Genomic DNA, 26,484 nt, shown 5'->3' with positions numbered 1-26,484 from the left:
ACGCCAACAAAGAGCGCAAGGGCTGTAAACCCCTGCGCACCGTTGAGCAATGGCGAATTCGGGTCAGTGACGATCGGGTGGCCAGCAAGGCTTAAGCTTATTGCTGGTGCATGATTGCTCCATACCGGCGCCCGTCAAAAATCGACGGTCGCCGATAGTTGCAAGGTACGCGGATACCCCGGGGAAAACGCACCATAAGAGGCCACGCCGGACCAGTACTCACGGTCGAACACGTTCTGTACCGTGGCGCGGAATGTCGTCGGCCGCCCTTCTATCTTGGTGGCGTAACGCGCACCGGCGTCAATGCGGGTCCAGGCGTCGAGTTCCTGGGTGTTGGCCTGGTTGACGTATTGGCTGTCGGTGTAGATCGCACCACCCGTGAGGGTGAAACCTTCCAGCCAGGGGGTGTCGTATTCCGCCCACAGGTTGGCCTGGATATCGGGCACGCCGACCGGCTTGTTGCCTTGGTTAGCGGCAGTCGCCGACTTGGTCAGCTCGCCATCGAGGAAGGTCACCCCCCCCATCAAACGGGTGCCGGTGGCCACTTCGCCGAACACGCTGAGTTCCAGGCCACGGTTGCGCTGTTCGGCCTGCACCGAATACACGCCATTGGCGCCCAGTTCGCCGGCAGGTTTCTCGATCTGGAACAACGCCAGCGTGGTCATGAAGGTGCCGTGTTCATACTTCACCCCCAGTTCGTGCTGCTTGGACTCATACGGCGCAAAGGTTTCCCCGGCATTGCTCGCCGTGCCCGGTGCCGCATCGCCTTTGCTCAGCCCTTCGACGTAGTTGTAGTAGAGGGAGACGTCCTCCCAGGGCTTGACCACCACCCCCAGCAACGGCGTGGTGGCGTTGGCGCTGTAACGCGAGCTGACGGAGCCGGCGGCATTGTAGTTACGCGACTCGATAAACTGCCGGCGTACGCCCAGGGTCAGTTGGAAACGGTCATCCAGCATCCCCAAGGTGTCGGTCAACGCCACGCCGGACAACTCCGACTCGGAGATTCGCAGCACCTTGGGCGTGTTGATGTATTGCTTGGGCGTGTCCACCGGGTGGTAGATATTGGAGAGGATTGTGGTGCCGTTGTTGATGCCCCGCGATAGCTCATCCTGGTAACGGGTCGCCATCAGCGTGGTGGTATGGGTTACCGGGCCGGTGGCGAAGAGCCCGCGCATCCCCACATCGGCGGTAGAACGGTCGACGTTGAATTTGTAATAGCCCGGGACGTTGCTGGTGTCGCCCGCGTCATTGAGGATGCGCGGCACCTGGTCGGACATGCGTTTCACATCCGACCTGCCGCCCCCTGCATGGGCGAAAACGGTGAGGTTGTCGCTCAGATCATATTCACCGCCGAGCAATGCGGACTGTTCCTTGGTATCCGACCAACCCCACTTTTGCGGCAGGCTGGTACGGCCATTGGGGGCGGATGGCACGTCAACGCCCGGCGCGATGGTGAACGGGCGTGAGGCACCGTCGAAGCTTTCTTTCTGGCTGATGTAGTCCAGGTTCAGGCGCAGCCGCTCGCCACGATAATCCAGGGCAATCGCACCGATCCCTACGTCGCGATGCTGGTCGTTCACCGCCGTGTCGCCGCCCTGCAGGCTGCCGTTAAAGCGCACGCCGAACTGGTTTTCCTCACCAAAACGCCGACTGATATCCAGGTGCCCGCCCGCCTGGGAATCTGACGCGTAGCTACCGGTGAACCGGGTCAGGTCTTCCTCCAGCGGCCGTTTGGGAACGATGTTGATGACCCCACCCACGCCACTGTTGGGCGAGATGCCATACATCAAGGCACCCGGTCCCTTGAGCACTTCGACACGCTCGGCATACTCGGTAAAGACCCGGTAATTGGGGGCTACGCCATACACACCGTCGTAGGCCAGCTCACCCAGGTTGCCTTCGCCGATGGCGAAACCGCGAATGAAAAACGAATCGACGATACCGCCGGTCTGGCCGGTCGAGCGCACCGAGGGGTCGCGTTCCAGGGCATCGGCAACGGTAACGGTTTGCAGGTCGGCGAGGGTTTTGGCGGTGTAGCTGGTGACGCTGAACGGCGTGTCCATCACGTCTTTGTTGCCCATCATGCCCAGCCGCGCGCCGCGCGCCACCTGTCCACCGGGGAGGACTTCGGGCAACGCCGTCGGGCCGTTGTAGCGGCCGTCGATCGTGGTGGTGTCGAGGGTCAGGCTGGGCGTGCTGTCATCCGTGGCGGCAGGCGTTGGTGTCTCAGCCCAGGCATTGGCGCCCGCTGCGACCATGACGAAATTCAACAGGGCGGTTCGAATAGCGAGGGTTAACGCGCGTTCACCGCAGGGCCGACTGGCAACAGGCATGACGAGAGGATCCTTTCAACGAGAGAAAATGGGAATCACTCCTAATGCCAGTCGACGTGCGAAAAAGTATCACCCACCCACCTGATTTTTTTGCACGGCTCACTCGTACAGGCGATCCAGCGGGATCGCGATGACCGGTAGCGCCGGATCAAACACATGCCGTGTGGTTTTGTACGGAAAGATCTCGCCGCGAGCGATGGTGTTGAAAATCCGCGCGACCTCGAACGCGTGCCCCGTGTGCCAGTGCCGTACGCACACCCGTGGGTCCGCGTAGTCGAGCTGGATGCACGGCACCCGACACAGACCCAACTGCAACGCTGCATTCAGGCGATGGTTACCGTCCATCACGATGCCTTGCGAGCGCTCGACAATGATCGGTTCCAGCCAATGCCCTGCGCGGATAATCGAGTCGCATAGCCACTGCACATTCGCCGGGTCCACCTGTTCCGATTGCAGCACTTCGCACACCGGTCGCAGCGCAATCTGATAGGTCTGCGCAATGGCCCCTTCCTGTCCTGGCAGCATGTTCAGCAAGCTCCGGTCTTGGCGACCGCTGCGTGTCGGCGGGCCATGTCCAACAGGCGTTGCGCCTGTTCGATCAGCGGCAGGTCGACCATTTCGCCGTCAACTTGCACCGCATGGCTGCCCCCGGCCACGGCACTCATCACCCGACCCGCCCAGGCCAATTGCTGCGCATCGGGTAGAAATGCGCGCTGCACCGTCGCCAACTGCGCGGGATGGATGCACAGCTTGGCCCCGAACCCGAGGGAGCGAGCGTAGAGCGAGTCCTGGGCGACCACCGCCAGGTCGTTGATCGCCGGTGTGACTCCGTCGATCGGCGCCGGCAAACCTGCAGTGCGAGAGGCCAGCACGATGCGGTTGCGTGCGTACACAAACGCCTCAGGCACCTGGCCGCAATTGATATCCAGGGAAAAATCCAGCGAGCCAAAGGCCAGGCGTGACAGGCCGGGAACCGCAGCAATCGCCTCCACCTGCTGCAAGCCTCTGGCCGTCTCGATGATCGCGACAATGTGCAATTGGGGTTGCCACGCCAGCAACTGCTCGACCACCCGCGCCAACGCTTGCGGCGCCTCGGCCTTGGGCAGGAATACCCCGGTGCAACGCTCGGGGTAACGCATGTCGCCCAACCACGTCAGGTCCTGGCGGAACAACGCGCTGCCGACGCTGTTGAGCCGGATAAACCGCCGGCACGCCACACTTGGCGCACTCTCCTGCCACGTCCAGATGGCAGCTCGAGCAGCGGCTTTGCTATCGGGATGAACCGCATCCTCAAGGTCCAGGATGATTGCATCCGCTCCGGCCTCAGCCGCTTTGGCAAAGCGCTCCGGACGGTTCCCCGGAACGAACAGGTAGCTGATGGGAAGCAGGGCAGTCGTGATCGGACGATCAGTGTTCATAGCAGTTCTCCTTGGCGTGCATCAGTCGTGGTTTTTGCAAAATTTTCAGGGGCCTCGGGGCGGCTGAATTGCGCCTCTGTCAGCGCCCTCGCCGATCAACGCTTAACCCCTTATTGATCAATGAATTAACAACGCTTTCAAACTTGGTACGAACGCCCGCAAGAGCGTGCAAATACACGTTCGCGCAACGCTGTTCGGCCGGGATCAATTAGAAATATTTGAAAACCTTACTTGATAATCGTTCTCGGTAGCAATATTGTTCACGCCGCCAAGAGAAACTTTTCATGACCCTAGGCAAGTCTTAACGCTCACCGAAAGTATGGCCTCGCGACATCATTTAACCATCACTCAGCGGTGAGTCAGATCAAGAAAAACGGCAGTTAGTGGCCGATAGCTACACCCGTATAAACCTTATGGAATGGGGTTCTTATGCAATTGTTTTATGAACCGGTTATTACCATCAAAGCCACAGTTTCGCCTGCAGGATTCGTGTGGCATCCACCGCCAAACGCATAAGCGTTAAAAACACGACGAACGACAAGACCACATTCATCGATCTCTTCCAGAGATTTAAATATGAATGACGACGCTATAAGCGCCAGGGGATAGTTATGTCTATTGCAATAACGCGCCTCAATGAAGCGCGCACTGAAGTTCATCTTTCGAAAATGCTTAATCCATTATTGGACGCATGTATCGCACAGCTGTTACATAGCCAACCCGACAAACTGCTTGAACTCGTTGCGCAACACGGCTCCCCCCTGAATCTTGTATGGCCACACGCCTTTGCACTGAACACCGGCGCATTGCAATCCGTGCTGGAACAGCATGAAGTCCGACATGCGATCTTCTATGGCGCCAAAGCCAACAAGTCACAATGTTTACTCGGCGCGGCCAAGGCGTCCGGTATCGGCGTCGACGTTTCCAGCATTTACGAGATGCAAGCAGCACTGCGCGCCGGTGTGCCGGCCGCTCAGTTGTGTGCCACCGGCCCGGCCAAAACCGAAGATTTTCATCGGGCGCTGGTCCATGCCGGTGCACTGATCTGCGTGGATTCGCTGGAAGAGTTCGACCATTTGAAAACACTGGTCGAAGCCAGCAGCGAGGCCATAAAGGCCAGGGTTTTACTGCGTTACAGGCCTAAAGCCTGTGGGACCAGCCGCTTCGGAATGGGGGCCGCGGACCTGCTGGTGTGCTTGCACTTACTGACCGGACTCAGGGCATTTTTTGACTTCGAGGGTTTCCATTTCCACCTCGGTGGCTATGGGTTCGAATCTCGAGCACAGGCCTTTCGTGAAGTGACCGATTTCGTCGATGTGGCTCGGACGATGGGGTTGGCTCCGACCATGATCGATATCGGCGGAGGTTTGCCCATCCGCTATGTCGAGCCACACGCCTACGAGCGCTTTCTACAAAACGACAATACGCCCAATCACTATTACAACCAGTCAGTACCCAAGTCTTATTACCCTTACGGCAGCAACTTGACGGCGAGCCAATGGTTAACGTTGTTTCTGGAAAGTGCCTTCTCGCCGCGACAAAACATTGCCCAGTACTTGAAAGCCAACAGCATAACCCTGGCATTGGAGCCGGGCCGAAGTCTGGTGGACCAAGCGGCAATTTCGGTATTTCGCATTACACGCAGCAAAAAACTGGCCAATAACAAAACGGTGTTATTTGTCGAAGGCAGCAGCTTCAGTGCCTGCGAAACATGGTTCGCGTCGGAATATCTGGTCGACCCGATTTTAATCAGCTCAGCGCCAACATCCGCCACACCAATGCAAGCCTATATTGCCGGGCATAGTTGCCTGGATGATGACGTCATCACCCACCGCCTGATCAACTTCACGACTTCCCCCAAGGCCGGCGACTTATTAATTTATGCCAACACCGCCGGCTATCAAATGGACTTACTGGAGAATGAGTTCCATCGTCACCCCCTGCCCCGGCGAATGGTGGCGACCTGTTGCACGTACGGTAACTACGCGTTTTCACCTGACGACTAAAGGAAGTACTTCATATGATACTGACTAAAGTTTCCGAGCTGATCGGCAATACGCCTATGTTGGGTATTTATATTCCGGGCACTGATGCCCGGCTGTTATTAAAGATAGAGAAAAACAATCCCGGCGGCAGTATCAAGGACCGCATGGCGCGCAACATGGTACTCGCCGCGCTCAAGTCCGGACGCTTGAAACCAGGTGGCGTGGTGGTTGAGTCGTCGTCGGGCAATACCGGCATCGGCCTGGCCATGGCCGCCGTCGAATTCGGCCTGCAATTTATCGCCGTGGTCGACCATCACGCGGCGCAGGACAAGATCGCGGTGATGAAGGCACTGGGCGCCGATATTCGGTTTGTCGCGGGAACTTATCGTGAAGATGAAGTCGCGGTGGTAGAGCGCCAGCGCCTGGCGGCCGAACTCGCCGAGCAGATCCCGGGGGCCGTGTTCATGAACCAGTCCGACAACGCGGCCAACGCCGGCGGCTACAGCGACTTTGTGCGGGAAACCATCGTTCAGGCCGAAGGTGTGATCGGCGCGTATGTCGGTTGCGTCGGTACCGGCGGGTCGATGACCGGGATTGCCCGAGGCCTTAAACAGCACAACCCCGACATTGTGACCGTGGCGGTGGAGCCCGCAGGTTCCATCGTTTTCGGGCATCCCGGCTATCCGTACTATCAGTCCGGTACCGGCACGCCTGCCGGGGACACAGTGGGGCTGGTGCTCGATTACAGCTGCATCGACCTGGGCGTGCAGGTCACCGACTCACAAGCCTTCGAGACCTCGCGCTATATCGCCCGCCACCTCGCCCTGCTGGTAGGCGGCTCGACCGGTGGCGCAATTTTCAAGGCCCTGGAGCTGATTCACAAAGGTGTACTGAGCGGCAATGTAGTAGTGCCGATTGCCGATGGCGGCGAAAAATACCTGCACACGGTCTTCGACGATAAGTGGCTGGAGGAACGCGACTTGCTCGACCCCGGCGTCGCGTCGCAGTTGGATGCCTGGCTGGGCAAGAACCACTGGCAGGAGTCCAGCTCCGCCCCGCTGCAACTGAGCGTCGCATGACCCTCTTTCGACCAAGGAGCGCCTCTGAATGAAACCGCTGAAAGTCGCCATTTGCGGCGGTGGCCGAACAGGTCATCTCAACGCCATCCTGTTCAAGCAACTGCCTGACGTCCAGGTTTCGCTGCTGACCAGCAACCTGGAAGTCGTCGACCACCACACGCGGCAGGTGCCGCTTCAGGCCCTGCTGCCGGACGGCTCCACATTGAACGCCCGGCTGGATCGGGTGACCGCCGAGGCCAGGCCCGCCGTCGAAGACGCCGACATCGTCATCATCACGGTGCCAGCCCATGCCCGTGCCAAAACCCTGCAGGCCATCGCGCCGCACTTGAGCACGAGCAAACCGGTGTACATCGGTGCGATTCCGGGCTTCTGCGGGTTCGACTGGCTGGCCGAGGCCACACTGGCAAACCACCCGAACCTGGTGATCTGGGGCATGAAGGACGTACCTCATACCGCCTTCGATCTCACCCCCGGTAGGTCGATAAAAATGGGCGGCGGCAAAAGCCAGTTATATGTCGCGACCCATGCCCGCGAATCCCAGGTGTCGCGCCAGCACTTGCACGACATCCTCACACGCCTCTACGGCCCTTGCGTCACGCTGCTCGATCACTACCTGGAGATCACCCTGACGCCCGGTAACCCGATCATGCACAGCTCGGTGATCTACGGGTTGATCGGCCCCTACGGGCAATGGCACCGCAAGATCTTTCCCCAGCGCCTGTGCTGGTGGACGGAGTGCCCCGAACTGGGCGCCTACTTCCTGGAACGCATGGATCAGGAAAGCCAGGAACTGTGCGCGGTCATCAGTGCGCGCATGGGCGTCGACCTGTCGTCCGTCAAATCCTTGAAACAGGAAATCGTCGAGGCGTACGGCGATCAGATTCGCGACCAGAGCAGCATGTTGTCCATTCTGCGCACCAACCAGGCCTACAACGACATCCTCGCGCCCATGGTGCCAGCCGGTGATAACCGCGCCGGGTATGTGATCGAGCGTGAGAGCCGTGCGTTCAACGAAGACGTCGCCTATGGCCTGGTGCTGCTGGTGGAAATGGCCAGGCGTTTTGAACTGAAAGTGCCCTATATCGAAGAAGTCCTGCACTGGAGCGTTGCCTACATGCAAGGCCTGCGCGACTCGGCGCTGGATTACTTCCCGAGCCAATGGCCTCGCACGGCATAACCCTTTTAATGAATGACTCAACAAGCAGAGAGCTGATATGGATGACCTCAACACCTTGATCGCCTACTCCCGCAAGAACGCCCTGCGCCGGCTGATTCGTTGCTTGTTTGCGGAAAATATCCTGGATCGTTCGGCGCTGGCGTTTACCCACGACGGCCAGCAGGCCACCTACCCGCTCAAGCAGAACGGCGAGGCGCTGTTTTTCTCCGAGATTGCGCTGGGCCCGGCCGACACGCTGGTCAATGACGGCGACGTGGTGCTACTGACGGCCGAAGGCGTGCGCCAGGTGATCACCCGCCATCAGGACCTGCTGGATGTACTGCGCGACAGTTTCGACTTCGAGCCCAGCGACGAAGGTGTGGCCGGTCTCAAGTCGGATATGGAAAACAGCCTGCTGAACGACGCCCACGCACGTCAGTTCCGCCAACACTGGAACGCGCGCCTGGCGCAGGCCGCTCAACGCCAGGGCCTCAGCAGCCTCACCGATTACCTGCGTCGGCATGCAAGCACCAAGGACGCCGCGATCTTGCTGGATCAGTGGGGCTCGCTGGAAGGCCACCCCTACTACCCGACCTGGAAAGCCCGCCCCGGGCTGAATGACGCTGAGGTCGAGCAACTGTCTCCGGAGTTCAACGCCCAGGTGCCCCTGCGGATAGCCGCCTTGCGTGCCGACATGGCCAAAAGCGAAAGCATGCCTCACGTGACCAACTACCACGCCTGGTTCGCCAGCAATTTCCCGGCACACTGGGAGCAATGGAAAGCGGCGCTCAACGCCAAAGGCCTGGATGAAACGCAATGGCTGCCCCTGCCGATTCATGCCTGGCACTTGCAGGCCTATGTGCTCAAGACGTTTGCTGCGGAAATCGAAGAAGGCCTGCTGATCACTGAGGGGCCGGATATTCAGACGCTGCCGACCATGTCATACCGCACGATGATGCCGGTCCTGGACCACGCTGCACCGCTGATCAAATTGCCCATCGCGTTGTGGATGACCAGCGAGTTGCGCAGCCTGCAAGCCAAGTCGATCCATATGGGGCCGCGCATCAGCACAGTGATCACGCAAATCCTGGAAGCCGAAAACGGTTTCGACCAGCAACTGGAAATCTTCCCGGAAGAAATCGGCGTGCGCTACCGCCACGCAATCACCCAGGACGACGTACCGGGAAAACACCTGTCCGTGGTGTTTCGTGCCAGCCGGCAAGCGTTCGAACGCAGCGATGAGCGTCTGCCGATCACGGTGGCTTCGTTGTTCACCCGTTTACCGGGCAGCGGTCGGCCGCTGTTTACCGACCTGATCGAACGCGACGGGGTGCGTGCCGACGCCGCCAGCGTAGAACAGTGGTTTCGCCACTATGCCAAGGTCGTCACCCACCCCGTGGTGGCAATCTATCTGCTGTACGGTATCGGGCTCGAAGCGCACCAGCAGAACACCATGGTGCTGTTCTCACCCGATGGCGTGCCGCGCAGCCTGCTGATCCGCGATTTTGGCGATGGCAGAACCTACGCCCCCCTGCTGGAAGAACGCGGTTATACGTTACAGCCGCATGTGCAGCCTGGCATTCTGCCTACGGTATTTAGCGGCGATATCGAGCCGGTGCGCATGTTTGTACTGGACGCCGCGTTCCTCACCCACTTGCATGAAATGGCCCTGTGGCTGACCAAGGAGTACGGCATGGACAACACACGTTTGTGGGCAATATTGCGCGAGGAAACCGAAAACGCCTTTGCCGCCGTGCGCGAGCGGGTCTCGCCGCAGGTGTGGGAGGTCGAGCGCCAGGCCTTTGTCGAGGATCCATGGCCTACCCGTTCGTTACTGCGCATGCATTTGATGCAGTATTCCAACTATCGTTTGCAGCACACCCTGACCAACCCGCTAGCTGCCGTTTAATCACTGAGGCCGTCTCATGTCCCAAGCAGGTGCCATCCAGGGTTCGCGTGTAAGAATCCTCATTTATCTTCTGTTCGCGATCCAGCTGGTCTCCATGGGCGCGATGGAAATGAGCGGGCCGTTCTGGCCCGTGCACCTGCGCGGGCTGGCGTCCTCGGAGTCGGTATTCAGCTTCGCCAGCATCGCCGTGTACGTCGGGCCGATGCTGGGCATCATGCTGACCAGTGCATTCTGGGGCCGTATCGGCGATCGCTACGGCCACAAGCTGATGATGATCCGCGCACTCGCGGGGTTGTCCCTGACCCAGCTCGGGCTGGCCTTTTTCAGTGACATCTGGGTCATCCTGGTCCTGCGTTTTCTGCAGGGCGCCTTTGCCGGCTATATAGCCCCGGCGCAGGCTTACGGGGTCAGTATCGAAGCGCCGTCGCGGCGGGCGCGGTTATTCGCGATCCTGCAGATATCGACCAATGTCGGCTCACTGCTCGGTGCGGTCGTAGGCGGCCTGATCCTCGATTACGCGACGTTTTTCTGGATCAACATCGTCGCCTCGGTGCTCTGTGCACTCTGTACCGTCATCGCCGCCGTGACCTTGCCGGATGTGCCTCCCGTACCAAAAAAGCCGACGGTGGCCACCCGCACGCCGGTCGCAGGCACCGACAGCGTATGGCGCAGCTCTCCGCTGCTGTCGCTGCTGTGCGTCATGGGCATCCTGCTGCTCGCGCGCATGCTGCCGCAGACCTCGTTCTCGCTGTATGTGAGCTCGACGTTCGAGGTCAACAACTCCGTCGTCGGCTTGTGCTACGGGTTGCTGGCGCTGGGCTTCATCCTGTCGGCAACGGCATGGTCGCGCTACTTCGAGCATCGTTCCCAGGCAGAAACCCTGCAACGCATCACATATGTCGTCATGGGCTGCATCGCCCTGACCGCCGTGGCGGGCGTAACGCGCAGCGCCGTGGTATTTATCGTCGCCTACTTCATTTGGGGGGTGCTGCTAGGGGCGACCACCCCCGTGCTGATGGCGTTGGTCTCGAAAACCGCCGACAGCTCGCGACAAGGCTACGTACTGGGTATTGCCCAAAGCACTGCGCAGTTCGCCTCGATTGCCGGCATCTCCATCGGTGGCTTGCTGAGCCAGGTCTACGGCCTGCAATACACCTATCTTTTCGTGTGCCTGGCCTATGCAGTGGCGCTGATTCCCATGGTCGCGCTGCGGTACTGGTCGGTGTCCGCGCCGTCCAATGGCGTTGCAGGCAGCGACTGAACAAGGAGCAAGGGTTTGAACATTGAACAACTGCGTGCCGATACACCGGGTGTCGAGCATCTGATCCATTTCAATAATGCCGGTGCGGCGCTGATGCCTGAGCCGGTGGTCCAGGTCATGACCGGGCACCTGCAACAGGAAGCCCGCCTCGGCGGGTATGAAGCGGCCGCCCGATGCGCGCCTGAACTGGACAATGTCTACACCGCCGTCGGGCGCCTGATCAATGCGCACCCCACTGAAATCGCAGTGGTCGAAAACGCCACCCGAGCCTGGGACATGGCCTTCTATTCACTGGCGCTCAAGCCCGGCGACGCCGTGCTGACCTCCATGACCGAATACGCCGGCAACTACATCCCATACCTGCAATTGAGGCAGCAGCGCGGGATCGAGATCCGGATCATCCCCAACGATGAACACGGCCAGGTGTGCCTCGCAGCCTTGGCGGCCATGCTTGAAGACGAGCGCGTCGCCCTGGTATCGCTGCCGATGATCGCCACCAACGGCGGGCCTGTGCAACCCGTCGAGCAGATCGGTGCCCTCGCCCGGGCGGCGGGTGTGTTGTTCCTGCTGGACGCTTGCCAAGGGGTGGGCCAGGTGCCGATCGATGTGCAAAAGATCGGCTGCCATATGCTCGCCGCCACCAGTCGAAAATACCTGCGCGGGCCGAGGGGCGTGGGGTTCCTGTACGTAGAACAATCCCTGTGCCAACGCCTGGAGCCGGTTTTTCTGGACCTGCATGCGGCGTCCTTGCTCACGGCAGACAGCTTTGAAATTCGTGCGGATGCGCGACGTTTTGAAAATTGGGAATGCAATGTTGCGGCCAAGCTGGGCCTGGGGGCCGCAGCGGAGTATGCGTTGGCGCAGGGTATCGAACCGATATGGCAGCGCATCCAGCACCTGGCGGGTTACTTACGCCATCGACTGACCGACGTGGCGGGTATCACCTCGCAGGACCTGGGTCCTGTAAAGTCCGGCATCGTCACCTTCAGTCATCGCCACCACAGCGCCCCACAGGTGCAGCAGTGGCTCGCAGCGCAACCCAAACGCATCAACGTGAGCACTTCGACAGCAGGCTCGACCCTGCTCGACATGCAGCAGCGGGGCTTGCTTGAGGTCAGCCGTGCATCGGTTCACGCTTACAACACCGAAGCTGAAATCGATTTGCTGATTGACGCCTTGATACGCCTGTCACACGCCTGATCACGGGACACGATGGCGCTTGCGCTCAAGCTGGTTTGTCAACTAGCATTGGGAATACTTCTCAATTACAAACAAATCTGCCGCCATGAGCGAAATCTCTTCCGCAAATCATCTCAATCACCTGCGCGCCATCGAGGCCCTATACAGCGGGCATCACGGCTGGCTGTATGCCACGCTGAAGAGAAAACTGGGTAACGCCATGGATGCGGCGGATCTGGCGCAGGACACCTTCACCCGGATCCTCGCCTCACAAGTCACGGTGATTGACCAGCCACGGGCGTACCTGAGCTGCGTGGCCAAGGGCATCCTGGTCAACTGGTACCAGCGCAAGGCACTGGAACGCGCCTACCTGGATGCGCTGGCGAACGTGCCCACCCACGAAGCGCCGTCGCCCGAGGCGCACTTCATGGTGCTGGAAACCCTGCACGAAATCGACGCCATGCTCGATACCCTGGCGCCCCTGGTCAAGCGCGCCTTCCTGCTGTCGCAGATCAACGGCCTCAAGTACGACGACATCGCCGAGCAACTGGGTGTATCGCTGATCACCGTCAAGCGCTACATGAAACAGGCCTTCGTACAGTGCCTGATGCTGGTGGAGTGAATGCTCGGTCTGCGCAAGGAGCCGCCGCTGGACCCGCAGGTACTCGAAGAAGCCGCCGAGTGGCTGATGCGCTTGAGCGAACGCGAACTGAGCGAGCACGAGCGCGCCGAATGGGAGCGCTGGAAGGTCAGCAGCCCGGAGCGGGATCGCGCCTGGTCCCGTGCGCAATTGCTGCAGAGCAAGTTCGGCGGCCTGCCGCCCGCCCTGGCGATGTCGGCGCTGGACCGGCCAGACAGCCCTGAACGTCGTGCAGCACTGGGCAAGCTGGCGATCCTGCTGGCGCTGGCGCCCGCGGGTTGGGGGAGCTGGAAGCTGGCGCAATCGCAGCAATGGTCAGCGGACTATCGCACCGACGTTGGCCAACGCCGCGAACTGACCCTGGCCGATGGCTCACGCATCACCCTGAACACCGCCACCGCCATCGACGTCGTATTCGACGACCGTCAACGGCTTATTCACCTGCGCGAGGGCGAAATCCTGGTGCAGACCGCCGTGGACACCGCCCCCCTGCCCCGGCCGTTCCTGATCAGCACCCGCCAGGGAAGCATGCAGGCGCTGGGCACACGGTTTACCGTGCGTGAAGTCAGCCCCCGCACCCATCTTGCGGTCATCGACGGCGCGGTGCGGGTGATATTGGCCGATAACCGCCAGACCCCGCCGCTGATCGTCAATGCAGGGCAGCGCACCGACTTCTCCTCACAGACCTTTGGTGACCTGGCGCCGACCGATCGCTACATCGGTTCATGGACCCAAGGCATGTTGATGGCCGACAAGATGCGCCTGGCGGATTTCGTCGCGGAACTGACGCGCTACCGCCGAGGTTTCCTGCGCTGTGATCCGGCCATCGCCGACTTGCGCATTTCCGGGGCCTTTCCGATCAGTGATACCGATCGCACCTTGAGCATGCTGGTGCACACTTATCCCGTGCTGGCGAACAGTCATTTGCGCGGTTACTGGGTCACCCTGTCGCCCGCCTGACTCTCACGCAAAAATAAACGGCGGCCGGGGTGATACTTTTTTCGATCTCGACTGGCAAAGACAGGAACAGCCTTTTCCTCTCGTCCATGGGTCATCCTTTCATGCTCGTAGCACGGCCCCTGCGTCCGGCTCGTCCGCTCAAACCGATGGTGCACGGCGTTGTGCTCAGCCTGCTGCTGGCCGGAGCCATGTGCCCGGTGGCGTTGGCGGATGCACCGGCCCAATTGGACTCAGTCGCTGTGCAGGCCTACCACATTGCCCCCGGCCCGCTCGGCGCGACGCTCTCAAGCTTTGCCGTGGACGCCGGTATTGCCCTGTCGTTCCAGCCGTCGATCACGGAGGGCCTGATCAGCCCCGAACTGAACGGCACCTACTCCACGCAGGAAGCCGTCACGCGTTTGCTCGAAGGCAGCGGCCTGGAGATGGTGTTGCGCAGCGATGGCAGCTACACCCTGGTACTGCGCCGGCTGACGCTGTCGGCGACCACGGTGGAGGCGGCGCAAAAACACACCGATAGCCTGCCGCCGGTGTACCCGGGCGGCCAGGTGGCCGAGGGCGGGCGTCTCGGCCTGCTGGGCAATACGGATGTGATGGACGCGCCGTTCAGCATCAGCACCTATACCGCGTCATTGATCAAAGACCAGCAGGCGACCACCGTGGGCGACGTGCTGGAGCGCGACTCTTCGGTCCGCTCCACCGGCCAGACGGGAGGGATCGTCGACTCATTCTTTATCCGCGGCTTTCCGGTGGGCGAAGGCAACCTCGGGGAACTGGCGTTCGACGGTGCGTACGGCGTGGCCTCCAATTACCGGGTCTTCACCGACTACGCCGAACGCATCGAAGTGGTCAAAGGCCCTGGCGCCCTCCTCTACGGCATGTCCCCCAACAGCGCCGTCGGTGGCGTGATCAACGTGGTCCCCAAGCGCGCCCTGGACGAGGACCTGACCCGCGTCACGGCCACCTATGCCCAGGACCGACAACTGGGCACCCATATCGACCTGAGTCGGCGGTTTGGCGAGGACCGGCGATTCGGCATGCGCGTCAACGGCCGCGTGCAGCAGGGTGACACTGTCATCGACAAGCAATCGCGGGATGTCGGGGTCAGTGCCATCGCCCTGGATTACCAGGGCGATCGCCTGCGCACCAGCCTGGACCTGATCAACCAGCAAGAGCAATTCGACGCGGCGTCACGGCCCTTCCTGATCGCGCCCGGCGTGCCGATTCCCCACGCCGCCAACGGGCGTACCAACGTCAGCCAGGCGTGGGGCTGGTCCAAGACTCGCGACGAGTCGGCATTGCTGGGTGGCGAGTATGACGTGAGCGACGCACTGACCCTGTTTGCCCATGCCGGCGGTGGGAAGTCGAACGTGGCACGCCTTTCCGACCAGACCCCGACCATCATCAACACCGTCGGCGACACCTCGTCGATCCCCGGCTATTACAAATTTAAAGTACGGCGCTACACGGTCGACAGCGGTGCCCGACTGCGTTTCGACACCGGGCCGATCAGCCACAGCACCACGCTGCAAGTGACGCGCTATCGCGATGAGTTGTCGCGCGGCATTATTTCCGGCCCGCCGATCCTGTCGAACATTTACCACCCTGTCTCACGACCCGAGGCCGACATTGCTACGCCTGCCACGCCGAAAGTCTCGGCGACCGAATTGTCCGGCGTCGCCGTTGCCGACACCTTGTCGATCCTCGATCAGCGCCTGCAGGTGACGGCCGGCCTGCGCAAACAGACCATCCGCTCCAACAACTACGACGCGGCGGGTACGGTGACCACGGCTTACGACGACGGCAGGACCACGCCGCTGTTCGGCGCAGTTGTCCGGCCCTGGGAGCATGTGTCGTTCTACTACAACTACCTGGAAGGCTTGAGCAAAGGCGATATCGCCCCCGCCACGGCCTCGAACGCGGGCCAGATCTTTGCCCCCTACGTCTCACGCCAGCATGAGGTGGGGGTCAAGCTCGACTACGGCACGGTCATGTCCACACTCGCGCTGTTCCAGATCACCAAACCCAGTGGCGAGCTGTCAGGTACCACCTTTGCGGTACAAGGCGAACAGCGCAACCGCGGCCTGGAGCTGAACGTATCCGGTGAGGCCGGCCAAGGCACACGCCTGCTGGGCGGGGTGACGCTGCTGGATGCGCAACTGACCAAAAGCGCGGTTGCGGCCAACCGGGGCAACACCCCAGTGGGGGTGCCGAAGGTGCAAGCCAACCTCTGGGCCGAGTGGGACGTGCCCTGGGTCGAGGGGCTGACGCTAACCAGCGGGGCGTTGTACACCGGCAGCCAATATGTGAACCAGGCCAACACCCAGCAGTTGGACCCCTGGACCCGCTTCGACATGGGCGTGCGCTACAGCACGCGCATCGCCCAGCGGCCGACGACCTTTCGCGCCACGGTACAGAACGTGTTCGACCGTGAGTATTGGTCGGGGGTCGCTTCCTATGGTGCGTTCTCTCAAGGCTCGCCACGCACCCTTCTACTGTCGACCACGGTCGATTTCTGAAACCTTCGGCCCGGCACGGCAAGCTGCACCGCCACCCGGCCCGACCACTGCAAAGGCTTTAACCATGGTTACCATTGTTCGACGCAGCCACGCCTTCGCCGGGCTGCTGCTTGCGGGTTTGTTGGGATGGGCTCTGCCGTCGACGGCCGCCGAGCCGCAGGCACCACGCAGCACCGTCACCGATTTGCTCGGGCGCCAGGTCAAGGTGCACCTGCCGGTCCGGCGGGTGATTCTCGGGGAAGGCCGTCAGTTGTACCTGGTTGCCGCGCTGGATACGCAAAACCCCATCGAGCGAATCGTCGGCTGGCGCAAGGACCTGATCCAGTCCGACCCGGACACCTATGGCGCTTACCTGCGTAAATTTCCCGCCATCGCCAAAATCCCCACCTTTGGCGGCTTTGAAGACGGCACCTTCGATATCGAGCAGGCCATCTCCCAGCGCCCGGACGTGATCATCCTCAATATCGAGGCCCAGCACGCGACCGAGGACGCCCGCTATATCGAAAAGCTCGATGCCCTGGGGATTCCAGTGGTGTACGTCGACTTTCGCAACCACCCGATGCAGAACACCGAACCGACCATGCGCCTGTTCGGCCAGTTGTTCGGCAAAGAGGCGCGTGCCGAAGCGTTTATCGACTTTCGCAACCAGCAGATCCGCCGCGTCACCGACGTGATCAACGCGCAACACCCTTCGCGCCCCAGCGTGTTCATCGAGCGTATCGGTGGCTACACCGACGATTGCTGCCTGAGTTTCGGCAATGAAAACTTCGGTCTGTTCGTCGATATGGCGGGGGGCAATAACATCGCCAGAGGCGTTATTCCCACCACCTTTGGCCAGCTGAATCCCGAGCAAGTGATCGTCGCCAACCCGGAACAGGTGGTGGTCACCAGTGCCAACTGGGAAGCCTTTGCCCCCGGTGGCCACTGGGTCGGGGTGGGGCCCGGTGCCGACATGGCCCAAGCCCGGCGCAAACTGGCCTGGTATACCCAACGCCCGGCCTATGCCGGGATCAAGGCGCAGGATGACCAGGCGTTCCATGCCATCTGGCACCAGTTCTACAACAGCCCTTATCAGTTCGTGGCCATCCAGCAGTTGGCCAAGTGGTTTCATCCGACACTGTTTACCGACCTGGACCCTGAAGCCTCGTTTCGCGAATTGCACGAGCGATTCCTGCCGGTGCCCTATGAGCCGGGTTACTTCGTGAGCCTCAAGCCATGAGTGCCGTGATCCAACGCGACACCTACCGGGCCCTGGTGCTGCGCAAACGCCTGATCCTCGGTGGCCTGCTCTTGCTGCTGTTGTGCAGTGTGCTGCTTGACCTGGCCCTGGGGCCGGCGCGCTACAGCTTCAATGAAGTACTCGGTGCACTGTTTGCGCCGGACAGTGCGCCGGCACAGGTTCGCGTGGTGATGTGGGACATCCGCCTGCCGATCGCCCTGATGGCCGTTGCCGTGGGTGCGGCGTTGTCACTGGCCGGCGCGCAGATGCAGACCATCCTCAATAACCCGCTGGCCAGCCCCTTCACCTTGGGCATTTCCGCCGCCGCCAGTTTTGGTGCAGCCATGGGGCTGGCGTTTGGTGTGGCGCTGTTTCCGTTGGCGGCGCAGTACATGGTGCCGGTCAACGCGTTCATCATGGCCATGCTGTCGGCGTTGCTGATTCACTTCCTGAGCATGCGTCGCGGGGTCACCGCGGAAACCATCGTGCTATTGGGTATTGCCCTGGTCTTCACGTTTAACGCGTTATTGGCCCTGGTGCAGTTTTTCGCCACCGAGCAAGCCGTGGCGGCCGTGGTGTTCTGGACCATGGGCAGCCTGACCAAAGCCACCTGGCCCAAACTCGGGGTGATCTGCCTGGTGATCGTGATCACCCTGCCGATCTTTGCCAAGCGCGCCTGGGCCCTGACCGCACTGCGACTGGGGGACGACAAGGCCGCCAGCTTCGGGATCAACGTACGCAGCCTGCGCTTTCAGACGCTGATCATGGTCAGCCTGCTCGCCTCGTTCCCCGTGGCCTTTGTGGGCACCATCGGCTTTATCGGGCTGGTCGGCCCGCATATTGCGCGGATGTTGATCGGCGAGGACCAACGCTTCTTCCTTCCGGCCTCGCTGCTGACCGGCGCACTGATTCTGTCCGCCAGTTCAGTGGTGAGCAAAACCCTGATCCCCGGCGCCATCTTCCCGATCGGGGTGGTCACTTCACTGATCGGCGTGCCGTTCTTCATATCACTGATCCTCAGCGGGAAGAAAAACACATGGTGAAGATTCAGCTGCAAGACCTGGGTGCCCGCTATGGCCAGCGCACGATCATCCGTGGCGTTACCACCGCCGCGTTCACCGGCGGCCAGGTGGTCGCGGTGGTGGGGCCCAATGCGGCGGGCAAGTCCACCTTGTTCAAACGCATGGCCGGGCTGATCGACGGGCCTGGACAGGTGATCCTGCAGGACTCGAAAAAGGGCCGGCAGGGCATCTGCTACATGCCCCAGGGCTTGAATGCCAGTGCGCGGTTGACGGTCTACGAATCGGTACTCCTGGCCCGCAAGCAACTGTCGCCGCAATGGACCGTCCACGATGACGAGTTGAACCTGGTCGACGAAATGCTCGAGGCCCTTGGCATCAGCGACTTGTCCTTTCGCAACCTCGGCGAACTCAGCGGCGGCCAGCAGCAACTGGTGTCCATCGCCCAGACCTTGGTGCGCGAACCGGAAGTCCTGCTGATGGACGAACCCACCAGCGCCCTCGACATGCATCGCCAGGTGCAAGTGTTGAACTTCATGGGCGCACTGGCCCGCCAACAGCAGGTCATCGTGTTTATTGCCCTGCATGACCTGAACCAGGCGTTGCGCTTTGCCGACCAGGTATTGGTGATTGCCGACGGCACCGCCCAAGGCAGCGGCGCGAGTCATGAGGTGATCACCGAACGCATGCTGCGCGAGGTGTACCAGGTTGAGGCGCGGATCGAGCAGTGCAGTCGGGGACAACGGCATATTTTGATCGACGGCATAACTTGACCGCGTACCCAGCACGAGCCATAGATTGATGCGAGAACATGCCGATAGCCGAAACCCGCGTCGTCAGCTTGGCTTGTTTCGTCCTCGCAGTGACTCCAGGCTTAACCCTCATTGACCGCGCGTTCGCATTGCACCTTCACAGGTCAGGCAACGACACGCTCTGGAGCGCCGTCAGCCCAAGCAACAGGTACCCTGGCTACTGCCGACGGCGCCAGGTCACTCACGCTATCAAGTCGACCAATTTGCTCCGCAGAGAGCTGCAGTGTCAGCGCTCCAAGGTTATCGGTAAGTTGGCCAAGTGAGCGCGGGCCGATAATGGGAACCGCACCATGCGTGCCTGCCCAAGCAATGGCAACCTGGCCCGGGCTGACGCCGTGTTCACCCGCTATAGCGACTACCGCGTCCAGCGTCTGCGTGCGCTGTGCCGAGTTCTCCGGCTGGAACACACGCCCTGCGAACCCTTCAGCACGCCCCTTTTCCCCTTGCCGGTACTTTCCGGTCAACATACCGCCCCCCAGGGGCGACCACGTCACGATGCCGAGACCGAGCGCATGCGATGCCTTGAACAAATCGGCCTCGGGCTCGCGATGCACCAAGCTATGTTCGAATTGCGCAGCCGCAATCGGAACGGCATGGGACAGTTCGGCCAACGTGACCGCACGGGCGAGGCGCCAGGCGGGGAAGTTCGACAGGCCCGCGTACAGGATCTTGCCGGCACGCGCCAGGTCCTCGAAGCCTCGGACGATTTCCTCAAGGGGCGTGGTGCCATCCGGGTGATGCGCCCAGTAAATATCAATCCGATCGGTTTTGAGCCGTTTCAGGCTTGCCTCCACGGAAGCCACCATGGCCTTACGGCTGTTGCCGGTGACCAGTCGGTTCGCATTCTGCACTGCGCCACTGCTGAACTTGGTGGCGAGCACAAAATCCTCACGCCGCCCTTCCAGCAATGTACCGAGCAGTTCTTCGGATTGCCCGAATTGGTAGACGTCAGCCGAATCGATGAAGTTGCCGCCAGCTTCGGCATAAGCGTTGAACACAGCTTTGCTGGCGTCGGGATCGGCGCCATAACCCCAGCCTGTGCCGAAGTTGCCCGTGCCGAGCGCCACCTGTGAAACCTGCAAACCGGTCTTTCCAAATGATGTGTACTTCATGCTGTGCTCCGTCAATTGAATCGGCCCTGTTGTCGGGATCGACTGGGCGCATGACCGCCTCGATAGCGTTCCCCTGCGCTTTAGTGACTTTCATCTTCAAGATCTGTGTAGATAGGCCAGCAGTGAAGCCTATAGCCTTCATTGATGTCAATCGCAATCAAAGATCTTGACGACGAAGATTATGATCGACATCATTGAGGTGCTTGCCTCACAAGGGTGCTGGAAATTTGCGCGCCCATCTGACCGCGCCCACCTGCTTTCGTCGAGGCGGGCTTGGCCTTCGAGTTTGCCGCCATGGTCCAGGAAAACCTCGCTGGGACGCGCAAGGACAAGGGCATCGTCACCTTCAACTACCCTCAGGTGGGTCGCAGGCGAACCCAAGGTTTTCCAACTGGGTCAACTGATTTAGCACAACGCACGTGGTCACCTGACCAGGAGAAGACGATGACATTCAAGGCACTGCTCGCCAGCAAGACCGGTGACACCCTTTCAACCCGTTTGGTTGACTTTGAGGACGAGGATTTGATGCCGGGCGACGTCACCGTCGCGGTCGAATACTCAACGGTGAACTACAAGGACGCGATGGCGCTCAGTGGCCGGTCACCGATCATCCGCAAGTTTCCGCTGATTCCGGGGATCGACTTTGCCGGGGTCGTAGAGTCGTCGACCTATCCCGGCATTGTGGCCGGCGACCGTGTGCTGGCCAACGGCTGGGGACTCAGCCAGACTCACCACGGCGGCTTCGCCCAAAGGGCACGGGTGAGCGGTGATTGGCTGGTCAAGGTTCCCGCAGCGTTTTCGGCCCGGGATGCCATGGCCATCGGCACAGCGGGGTACACCGCAATGCTGTCCGTGCTGGCACTGGAACATGGCGGTCTGACGCCTGCGCGCGGCGACATCCTGGTGACCGGCGCCAATGGCGGCTCTGGATCGGTGGCGATTGCCCTGCTGTCCAAACTGGGCTATCGCGTGATCGCGTCGACCGGGCGGCTTGAAGAAGCCGATTACCTGCGCGCGCTCGGCGCGAACGAAATCATCGACCGCCACACCCTGTCCGCACCGGGCGCACCGATTTCCGAAGAGCGCTGGGCGGGCGCCATTGACTCGGTCGGCAGCCATACGTTGGCTAACGTGCTGGCGCATACCCGGTATCGTGGCGTGGTCGCGGCCTTCGGACTTGCACAAGGCGCGGATCTGCCCGCCTCTGTGCTCCCCTTCATCCTGCGCAACATCACCCTTGCTGGCATTGATTCGGTCAATGCGCCTCAGCAGATACGGCTGCAGGCTTGGTCGCGCCTTGCCAGTGACTTGGATCTGGACAAGCTTGCCCGAACCTCAAAGGTGGTTGGCCTCGGCGATGTTCCTGACATCGCCAGCCGCGTGCTCGCAGGGAAAATTCAGGGGCGCACCATCGTTGACGTGAACGCGTGACGGGGCGGCGGGGTTTTCCAGTGCCACCACGAGTTCTTGCCCGAAGCGGTGCCCTGCTCAATGAATGAAACAATCCAATGAGGAGGCGCGCCCTGGAGCGCAGATGCTATACGCCGACCGACGACGCGCGCACGTCGCTGGGCGTGCGCCCATAGTGCGCCTTGAAGGCCCTGGCGAAATGCGCCTGGCTGGTGAACCCATGCCGATAGGCGACCTCGGCAATGTCCAGCCCGCGCCTGTCCGCCTGGCTCAGCAGACGGAACGCTCCTTGCAAGCGCTTTTCCAGAATAAAACGATGGGGTTGTGTGTCTTCCAAGGCAAATAGCCGGGCCAGGTGCCGCGTGGAAACGCCGGTTTGCAGCGCCACCCGCTCACAGCTCAATGCCGGGTCAGCCAACTGCTCGAGGATGCATTGCTTGGCGACCAACAGGTAAGACGCACTGAGTGCGTTGATCCGGCGATTGCCCATCTGGCCGGCGATGATCGTGCCGAGCAGCTCAAGGGCATCCTCTTGATAATTGTCCGCCCCTTGGCTGAGCGGCCGCTCGAAAAAACCGCCGGTGCGCTCACTCAATGTCCTTAGCAGTAAACGCTGTGTGCCGGTGTGTGCGCTGATCTTCACGGCGTGATCAAAGCGGCGCAGACAGCGGGAGGCAAACACGTCCTGGGGGATATCGAAGATAAACTTGTGCATCGAAGCGGAGAAGCCGAACAGGTAGGGCTTGTCGGTGCGATACACCATCATCTCGCCCGGTTCCAGCAGATGGCAGTTGCCGTTCTGAAAGAAAAACGACGCACTGCCCATGACCAGCGATACGAACACCGACTCTTTGGGCACGGTGCGAATCATTGAACCATCACGCTCGATGACGTGTTGGGTACCGGCAATATGGGCAACCCGCAGCCGGTCCAGACTCAGATTGTCCTCCCGCGCGCTGAACCCGGTTTCACTGAAGGAAGAGCACTTCAGGCCGACCAGCGTCGATGCGTTGTACTGCTCCCAGAATGCCACGCGCTGATCCAGTGGAAGGTCATCGGTACTGGCACGCTGGGTATCAAGCAAGGCGGCGGTTCGGGTCATTTTTTTTCTCGTTCTTATTGACTGCTCGGCGCTACACAAGGCGGATTTCGGGGCCTGCAGCGCTCCATTAACCGCCCAGCCAGGCACGCTGTCAATCGGTAGCCGATACAAAACCACGGCAACCGATGAACTGAAAATATCCGTCCGATTCAGACAACAATGACGTCAGTTTCGATCAAACCGCAGTGCCCCGTTCGCCCTAGAGTGGCCCCTGTATTCCAACAATCAGAGGCCCAACATGCCCGAATTAGCCCGCAACGAATTTTGGAAAGACCTGCAGCCCATCGCGAACTGCTTCAAGCCCGATGCCAAGCCTGAGGTTTACCTGCCGAATGCCGCCAGCGATGATCTGCGGCTCTACGTGCCTTTCACCGAGACGGTTTCTTCGCGCCCTCTGTGGATCTCCCCCAGCGAAAACCGCTGGTGCGACATCTTGATGTCCAGCCATGCCGGCCTGGTCAATCGCCACTACCACCCGCACGAAGTGTTCGCCTACACCCTGTCGGGCAAGTGGGGCTACCTGGAGCACGACTGGACCGCCACCGCCGGTGATTTCGTTTATGAGACGCCCGGCGAGGGTCACACCTTGGTGGCCTATGAACACGAGGAACCCATGCGCGTGTTCTTCATCGTCAAGGGGCCGCTGATCTGGCTCGACGAGCACGGCGAATCCACCGGCTACTTCGACGTGCACTCCTACATCGCCCTGTGCCGTGAACATTACGAAAAGGTCGGACTGGGCGCTGATGCAGTGGACCGTCTATTCCGTTAAACCCCTTGCTGCGGAGAACCGTCATGGCTCACAAAAATAATAAAGCCAGTTATGAAAATGTCCTGCTCTGCGTGTTGTTCCTGACGTTTGGTTTTGTGTTTTTCGATCGTCTAGCGCTGTCGTTCCTGTTTCCGTTCATGGCGCAAGAGCTGAATCTGAGCAACAGCCATCTCGGCATGTTGTCCTCGGTGCTGGCCTTGGCCTGGGCGATTTCCGGCACGCTGGTCGGCGCGTGGTCAGATCGTCGGGGGGTGCGCAAGCCGCTGCTGATTGCGGCGGTCATCCTCTTCTCGCTGTGCTCGGCCCTCTCCGGGCTGGTCGCGGGATTCCTTAGCCTGTTGCTGTTTCGCGCCATCATGGGGTTGGCCGAGGGGCCCATCCTGCCGTTGTCTCAATCGATGATGGTGGAGGCGTCATCGCCGCATCGCCGGGGCTTGAACATGGGCCTGCTGCAAGGTTCGGCAGCGGGTTTGTTGGGCGCAGTAATCGGCCCGCCGGTATTGATTGCCCTGGCCGAGGCATACGGCTGGCGACATGCGTTCATTGTGTCGCTGCTGCCAGGACTGCTGATCGCATGGCTTATCTGGCGCTATGTGCGTCAGGATGAACCTCGTCAGGCTCCGGTGAATGACGTCAAGCTCAGCGGGCATCGCCTGGCATTGCTTAGAAGCCGCAACATCGTGCTGTGCACATTGATCAGTTGCGTGTTTCTGACCTGGTTCGTGATCCTGATCTCCTTTACCCCGACGTTTCTGGTCAGCGTCCGCGGTTACAGCGCACCGAGCATGGGCACGATCATGAGTTGCCTGGGTGCGGCATGGGTTGTGTGGGGGTTTGTGGTGCCCAGCATCTCCGACCGTATCGGCCGCCGTCCGACGCTGGTGCTGTTCTCGCTGGTTGCTGCCTGCTGCCCGATAGCCCTGCTATTTGCGCCCTCGCCGATGATACTCGGCGTGCTGATGGTGCTCACCTTTACCGGGCTTGGCTGCTTCACGCTGTTCATGTCCACCATTCCGGCTGAAACCGTCCCGCGTGAAGTCATGGCCACGGCGCTGGGCATGATCATGGGCGTTGGCGAACTGGTGGGAGGGTTCGTGGCGCCCACCGTCGCAGGGTTCGCCGCCGATCAGTTCGGGTTGTCGATTGTGATGTGGATCTCCTGCGGCGGCGCCTTGCTGGCAGCAGGGCTGTCCCTGCTGCTCAAGGAAACTGCGCCTGGCGTGCTGCAACGCCGATCAATGCAAGCCTGCACACAGCGTGCGTGATCCGAGATCACCACGCGGCTCCCTTTACTCATCACAACAACAATAAAATGAGTCCAATACCATGCACCCTACCCTTCGTTTGTGCGCGTTTTTGTTGCTGGTGTATACCTACCCCCAAGCCTGGGCACTGGACCGTGAAGGTCCACTGGCCGGCCTGGGCGAGCAATTGGCCGGCTACGGCATCCAGCCCCATGTGCAATTCACGAGCCTGTCGATGAAAAACCTCGACACCGGCCCGCGCCCCTACAGCTTCGGCAACAGCGGTGACCTTTACATCGGCGCAGACGTTAACCTCGCCACGCTCAGTGGCCTGGACGGCGCAGCCCTGCATTTCGAACAAACCGTCTTTATCCTCGATAACGGTACCGGTCAGCCGACCGGGGGCGAATGGCAAGGTGCCGTCGGCAGCTATTTTGGCGGTGCGCCCTTGCACAATGACATCGCCAGCAACCAGTTGAGCGTGTTGACCTACGAGCAAAAATGGCTCGATGGTCAACTCGACCTGCACGTCGGACGGACCAATGGCCGGCGGTACTTCTACATCTATAACTGCGAAACGGGCGTCACCTGTACTGACCCGATCCTGGACGCTTCAAGCGGCATGTTGCCGCCGCCCTTCGGCGCCTGGGGTGGCTACCTGAAGTATCAAGTGAACCCGCGCTTTTACGTGCACGCGGGTGCGTTCGAATCCAACCCGGTGGACTACCTGAAAAAGCGCAAAGGCCTGGATTTCAGCACCGACGACGCGAGTGGCACCAGCTTCCTGGTGGGCCTGGGCAGCAAGCCTGGCGATGACACCACCCAGTACGAACTGAATGCGTACTTCAACTCGTCCAACCAGGTCGACCCCTTGACGGGTGCCAGCGACCACGGCACGGCCGGCGGCTTCTTCAAGTTCCGACAGACGCTATGGCAGGGCGGGCAACAAGGCGTACAGGTATTCGGCTCGCTGTCGGCGGCGGCCGACGAGAAACAACCCTTCAGCCATTTCGCCGAAGCCGGGCTGACCTACCTTGCCCCCTTTGATCGGGCGCAGGACAAGCTCAATCTCAAAGTCAGCTACCTGCAAGTCAACGCCCACCAGTTGCAGTTCCAGCAGCGCCTGCGCACGGCGGCTGGTGGCGATCCTGAATTGGGTGAACGCAATGTCTACGCCGTGGAAACCAACGGCCATTTTGCCTTGACCCGCCACCTGGCGATCGAACCGAGCATCCAGTACATCATCAACCCGGACAACTTCTACAACCCGGGCGCGACGCAATTGAGCAACAACGGCTTCGTGGTTGGCCTGCTAGTGGTGCTGGATGTGGGTTCGGTACTGGGTCTGTAAGCCCGTG

At 60.8% G+C, this 26,484-nt stretch carries 21 protein-coding genes; 16 read left to right on the top strand and 5 right to left on the bottom strand.

What is annotated here, in order from left to right:
• Positions 1–134: 134 nt before the first annotated feature.
• The 3 genes from V3W40_RS14805 to V3W40_RS14795 all read right to left on the bottom strand — a co-directional run bounded on the left by V3W40_RS14805 (position 135) and on the right by V3W40_RS14795 (position 3,751).
• On the bottom strand, positions 135–2,333 hold the full coding sequence (locus V3W40_RS14805; protein WP_330215226.1) for a TonB-dependent receptor: 2,199 nt from the start codon (positions 2,331–2,333) through the stop codon (positions 135–137).
• A gap of 99 nt (positions 2,334–2,432) precedes the next feature.
• Positions 2,433–2,858, bottom strand: a complete 426-nt coding sequence (locus tag V3W40_RS14800) for a ParB N-terminal domain-containing protein (RefSeq protein ID WP_065926104.1) — start codon at positions 2,856–2,858, stop codon at positions 2,433–2,435.
• Positions 2,859–2,860: 2 nt separating this feature from the next.
• On the bottom strand, positions 2,861–3,751 hold the full coding sequence (locus tag V3W40_RS14795) for an HpcH/HpaI aldolase/citrate lyase family protein (RefSeq protein ID WP_330215225.1): 891 nt from the start codon (positions 3,749–3,751) through the stop codon (positions 2,861–2,863).
• Positions 3,752–4,362: 611 nt separating this feature from the next.
• On the opposite strand from V3W40_RS14795, the gene V3W40_RS14790 reads away from it, so the two are divergent.
• The 12 genes from V3W40_RS14790 (at position 4,363) to V3W40_RS14735 (ending at position 19,447) form a co-directional block, all read left to right on the top strand.
• Positions 4,363–5,757, top strand: coding sequence for a Y4yA family PLP-dependent enzyme (locus V3W40_RS14790; RefSeq protein WP_065947796.1), 1,395 nt, complete (start codon positions 4,363–4,365; stop codon positions 5,755–5,757).
• Between the two features lie 14 nt (positions 5,758–5,771).
• On the top strand, positions 5,772–6,815 hold the full coding sequence (locus V3W40_RS14785; protein ID WP_065939576.1) for a PLP-dependent cysteine synthase family protein: 1,044 nt from the start codon (positions 5,772–5,774) through the stop codon (positions 6,813–6,815).
• A gap of 28 nt (positions 6,816–6,843) precedes the next feature.
• Complete coding sequence (locus V3W40_RS14780; RefSeq protein WP_065926100.1) at positions 6,844–7,992, top strand: NAD/NADP-dependent octopine/nopaline dehydrogenase family protein; 1,149 nt, start codon at positions 6,844–6,846, stop codon at positions 7,990–7,992.
• A 37-nt stretch (positions 7,993–8,029) separates the two neighbouring features.
• The gene (locus tag V3W40_RS14775) at positions 8,030–9,880 is read left to right on the top strand and encodes an IucA/IucC family protein (RefSeq protein ID WP_330215224.1); all 1,851 of its coding nucleotides are present in this window, start codon (positions 8,030–8,032) and stop codon (positions 9,878–9,880) included.
• Positions 9,881–9,896: 16 nt separating this feature from the next.
• On the top strand, positions 9,897–11,141 hold the full coding sequence (locus V3W40_RS14770) for an MFS transporter (RefSeq protein ID WP_065926098.1): 1,245 nt from the start codon (positions 9,897–9,899) through the stop codon (positions 11,139–11,141).
• Between the two features lie 15 nt (positions 11,142–11,156).
• Complete coding sequence (locus tag V3W40_RS14765) at positions 11,157–12,341, top strand: aminotransferase class V-fold PLP-dependent enzyme (protein ID WP_065926097.1); 1,185 nt, start codon at positions 11,157–11,159, stop codon at positions 12,339–12,341.
• A gap of 85 nt (positions 12,342–12,426) precedes the next feature.
• A complete protein-coding gene (locus V3W40_RS14760) occupies positions 12,427–12,942 on the top strand; it encodes a sigma-70 family RNA polymerase sigma factor (protein ID WP_065926096.1) in 516 nt (171 codons plus the stop codon).
• A complete protein-coding gene (locus V3W40_RS14755; RefSeq protein ID WP_065939571.1) occupies positions 12,943–13,920 on the top strand; it encodes a FecR domain-containing protein in 978 nt (325 codons plus the stop codon). It abuts the gene before it with no gap.
• 101 nt (positions 13,921–14,021) lie between these two features.
• Positions 14,022–16,436: a TonB-dependent receptor gene (locus V3W40_RS14750; protein ID WP_330215223.1), complete on the top strand. Its 2,415-nt coding sequence runs from the start codon at positions 14,022–14,024 to the stop codon at positions 16,434–16,436.
• A gap of 64 nt (positions 16,437–16,500) precedes the next feature.
• Complete coding sequence (locus V3W40_RS14745) at positions 16,501–17,655, top strand: ABC transporter substrate-binding protein (RefSeq protein WP_065926093.1); 1,155 nt, start codon at positions 16,501–16,503, stop codon at positions 17,653–17,655.
• A complete protein-coding gene (locus tag V3W40_RS14740; RefSeq protein ID WP_065926092.1) occupies positions 17,652–18,698 on the top strand; it encodes a FecCD family ABC transporter permease in 1,047 nt (348 codons plus the stop codon). Before V3W40_RS14745 ends, V3W40_RS14740 begins: the two co-directional genes overlap by 4 nt.
• Positions 18,692–19,447 carry an ABC transporter ATP-binding protein gene (locus tag V3W40_RS14735; RefSeq protein WP_065926091.1) on the top strand — a complete coding sequence of 252 codons (756 nt, stop codon included), beginning with the start codon at positions 18,692–18,694 and terminating at the stop codon, positions 19,445–19,447. Before V3W40_RS14740 ends, V3W40_RS14735 begins: the two co-directional genes overlap by 7 nt.
• A 143-nt stretch (positions 19,448–19,590) precedes the next feature.
• On the opposite strand, the gene V3W40_RS14730 is transcribed toward V3W40_RS14735, so the two are convergent.
• On the bottom strand, positions 19,591–20,598 hold the full coding sequence (locus V3W40_RS14730; RefSeq protein ID WP_065926090.1) for an aldo/keto reductase: 1,008 nt from the start codon (positions 20,596–20,598) through the stop codon (positions 19,591–19,593).
• 444 nt (positions 20,599–21,042) lie between these two features.
• Here V3W40_RS14730 and acuI point away from each other — a divergent pair, with 444 nt between their 5' ends.
• Complete coding sequence (gene acuI / locus V3W40_RS14725) at positions 21,043–22,029, top strand: acrylyl-CoA reductase (NADPH) (RefSeq protein WP_065926088.1); 987 nt, start codon at positions 21,043–21,045, stop codon at positions 22,027–22,029.
• A 106-nt stretch (positions 22,030–22,135) separates the two neighbouring features.
• Here the strand turns inward: acuI and V3W40_RS14720 are convergent, their stop codons facing one another.
• On the bottom strand, positions 22,136–23,110 hold the full coding sequence (locus V3W40_RS14720; RefSeq protein WP_330215222.1) for an AraC family transcriptional regulator: 975 nt from the start codon (positions 23,108–23,110) through the stop codon (positions 22,136–22,138).
• Between the two features lie 238 nt (positions 23,111–23,348).
• Here V3W40_RS14720 and V3W40_RS14715 point away from each other — a divergent pair, with 238 nt between their 5' ends.
• The 3 genes from V3W40_RS14715 to V3W40_RS14705 all read left to right on the top strand — a co-directional run bounded on the left by V3W40_RS14715 (position 23,349) and on the right by V3W40_RS14705 (position 26,477).
• Positions 23,349–23,882, top strand: coding sequence for a 2,4'-dihydroxyacetophenone dioxygenase family protein (locus V3W40_RS14715; protein WP_108538433.1), 534 nt, complete (start codon positions 23,349–23,351; stop codon positions 23,880–23,882).
• Between the two features lie 23 nt (positions 23,883–23,905).
• The gene (locus V3W40_RS14710; protein ID WP_330215221.1) at positions 23,906–25,147 is read left to right on the top strand and encodes an MFS transporter; all 1,242 of its coding nucleotides are present in this window, start codon (positions 23,906–23,908) and stop codon (positions 25,145–25,147) included.
• Positions 25,148–25,208: 61 nt separating this feature from the next.
• A complete protein-coding gene (locus V3W40_RS14705; protein WP_330215220.1) occupies positions 25,209–26,477 on the top strand; it encodes a carbohydrate porin in 1,269 nt (422 codons plus the stop codon).
• Positions 26,478–26,484: the final 7 nt, after the last annotated feature.

The organism is Pseudomonas sp. AM8, assembly GCF_036346475.1.
In the GTDB taxonomy this organism is placed as follows: Bacteria; Pseudomonadota; Gammaproteobacteria; order Pseudomonadales; family Pseudomonadaceae; genus Aquipseudomonas; species Aquipseudomonas marginalis.
This window is presented reverse-complemented; position numbering and strand designations above follow the sequence as displayed.

What these genes read in the sequence shown, in the direction of transcription:
- V3W40_RS14805 (WP_330215226.1), bottom strand. Translation starts at nt 2,333, where the DNA reads ATGCCTGTTGCCAGTCGGCCCTGCGGTGAACGCGCGTTAACCCTCGCT.
- V3W40_RS14755 (WP_065939571.1), top strand. Translation starts at nt 12,943, where the DNA reads ATGCTCGGTCTGCGCAAGGAGCCGCCGCTGGACCCGCAGGTACTCGAA.
- V3W40_RS14795 (WP_330215225.1), bottom strand. Translation starts at nt 3,751, where the DNA reads ATGAACACTGATCGTCCGATCACGACTGCCCTGCTTCCCATCAGCTAC.
- V3W40_RS14705 (WP_330215220.1), top strand. Translation starts at nt 25,209, where the DNA reads ATGCACCCTACCCTTCGTTTGTGCGCGTTTTTGTTGCTGGTGTATACC.
- V3W40_RS14730 (WP_065926090.1), bottom strand. Translation starts at nt 20,598, where the DNA reads ATGAAGTACACATCATTTGGAAAGACCGGTTTGCAGGTTTCACAGGTG.
- V3W40_RS14800 (WP_065926104.1), bottom strand. Translation starts at nt 2,858, where the DNA reads ATGCTGCCAGGACAGGAAGGGGCCATTGCGCAGACCTATCAGATTGCG.
- V3W40_RS14785 (WP_065939576.1), top strand. Translation starts at nt 5,772, where the DNA reads ATGATACTGACTAAAGTTTCCGAGCTGATCGGCAATACGCCTATGTTG.
- V3W40_RS14750 (WP_330215223.1), top strand. Translation starts at nt 14,022, where the DNA reads ATGCTCGTAGCACGGCCCCTGCGTCCGGCTCGTCCGCTCAAACCGATG.
- V3W40_RS14740 (WP_065926092.1), top strand. Translation starts at nt 17,652, where the DNA reads ATGAGTGCCGTGATCCAACGCGACACCTACCGGGCCCTGGTGCTGCGC.
- V3W40_RS14780 (WP_065926100.1), top strand. Translation starts at nt 6,844, where the DNA reads ATGAAACCGCTGAAAGTCGCCATTTGCGGCGGTGGCCGAACAGGTCAT.
- acuI (WP_065926088.1), top strand. Translation starts at nt 21,043, where the DNA reads ATGACATTCAAGGCACTGCTCGCCAGCAAGACCGGTGACACCCTTTCA.
- V3W40_RS14710 (WP_330215221.1), top strand. Translation starts at nt 23,906, where the DNA reads ATGGCTCACAAAAATAATAAAGCCAGTTATGAAAATGTCCTGCTCTGC.
- V3W40_RS14760 (WP_065926096.1), top strand. Translation starts at nt 12,427, where the DNA reads ATGAGCGAAATCTCTTCCGCAAATCATCTCAATCACCTGCGCGCCATC.
- V3W40_RS14775 (WP_330215224.1), top strand. Translation starts at nt 8,030, where the DNA reads ATGGATGACCTCAACACCTTGATCGCCTACTCCCGCAAGAACGCCCTG.
- V3W40_RS14745 (WP_065926093.1), top strand. Translation starts at nt 16,501, where the DNA reads ATGGTTACCATTGTTCGACGCAGCCACGCCTTCGCCGGGCTGCTGCTT.
- V3W40_RS14770 (WP_065926098.1), top strand. Translation starts at nt 9,897, where the DNA reads ATGTCCCAAGCAGGTGCCATCCAGGGTTCGCGTGTAAGAATCCTCATT.
- V3W40_RS14715 (WP_108538433.1), top strand. Translation starts at nt 23,349, where the DNA reads ATGCCCGAATTAGCCCGCAACGAATTTTGGAAAGACCTGCAGCCCATC.
- V3W40_RS14790 (WP_065947796.1), top strand. Translation starts at nt 4,363, where the DNA reads ATGTCTATTGCAATAACGCGCCTCAATGAAGCGCGCACTGAAGTTCAT.
- V3W40_RS14735 (WP_065926091.1), top strand. Translation starts at nt 18,692, where the DNA reads ATGGTGAAGATTCAGCTGCAAGACCTGGGTGCCCGCTATGGCCAGCGC.
- V3W40_RS14720 (WP_330215222.1), bottom strand. Translation starts at nt 23,110, where the DNA reads ATGACCCGAACCGCCGCCTTGCTTGATACCCAGCGTGCCAGTACCGAT.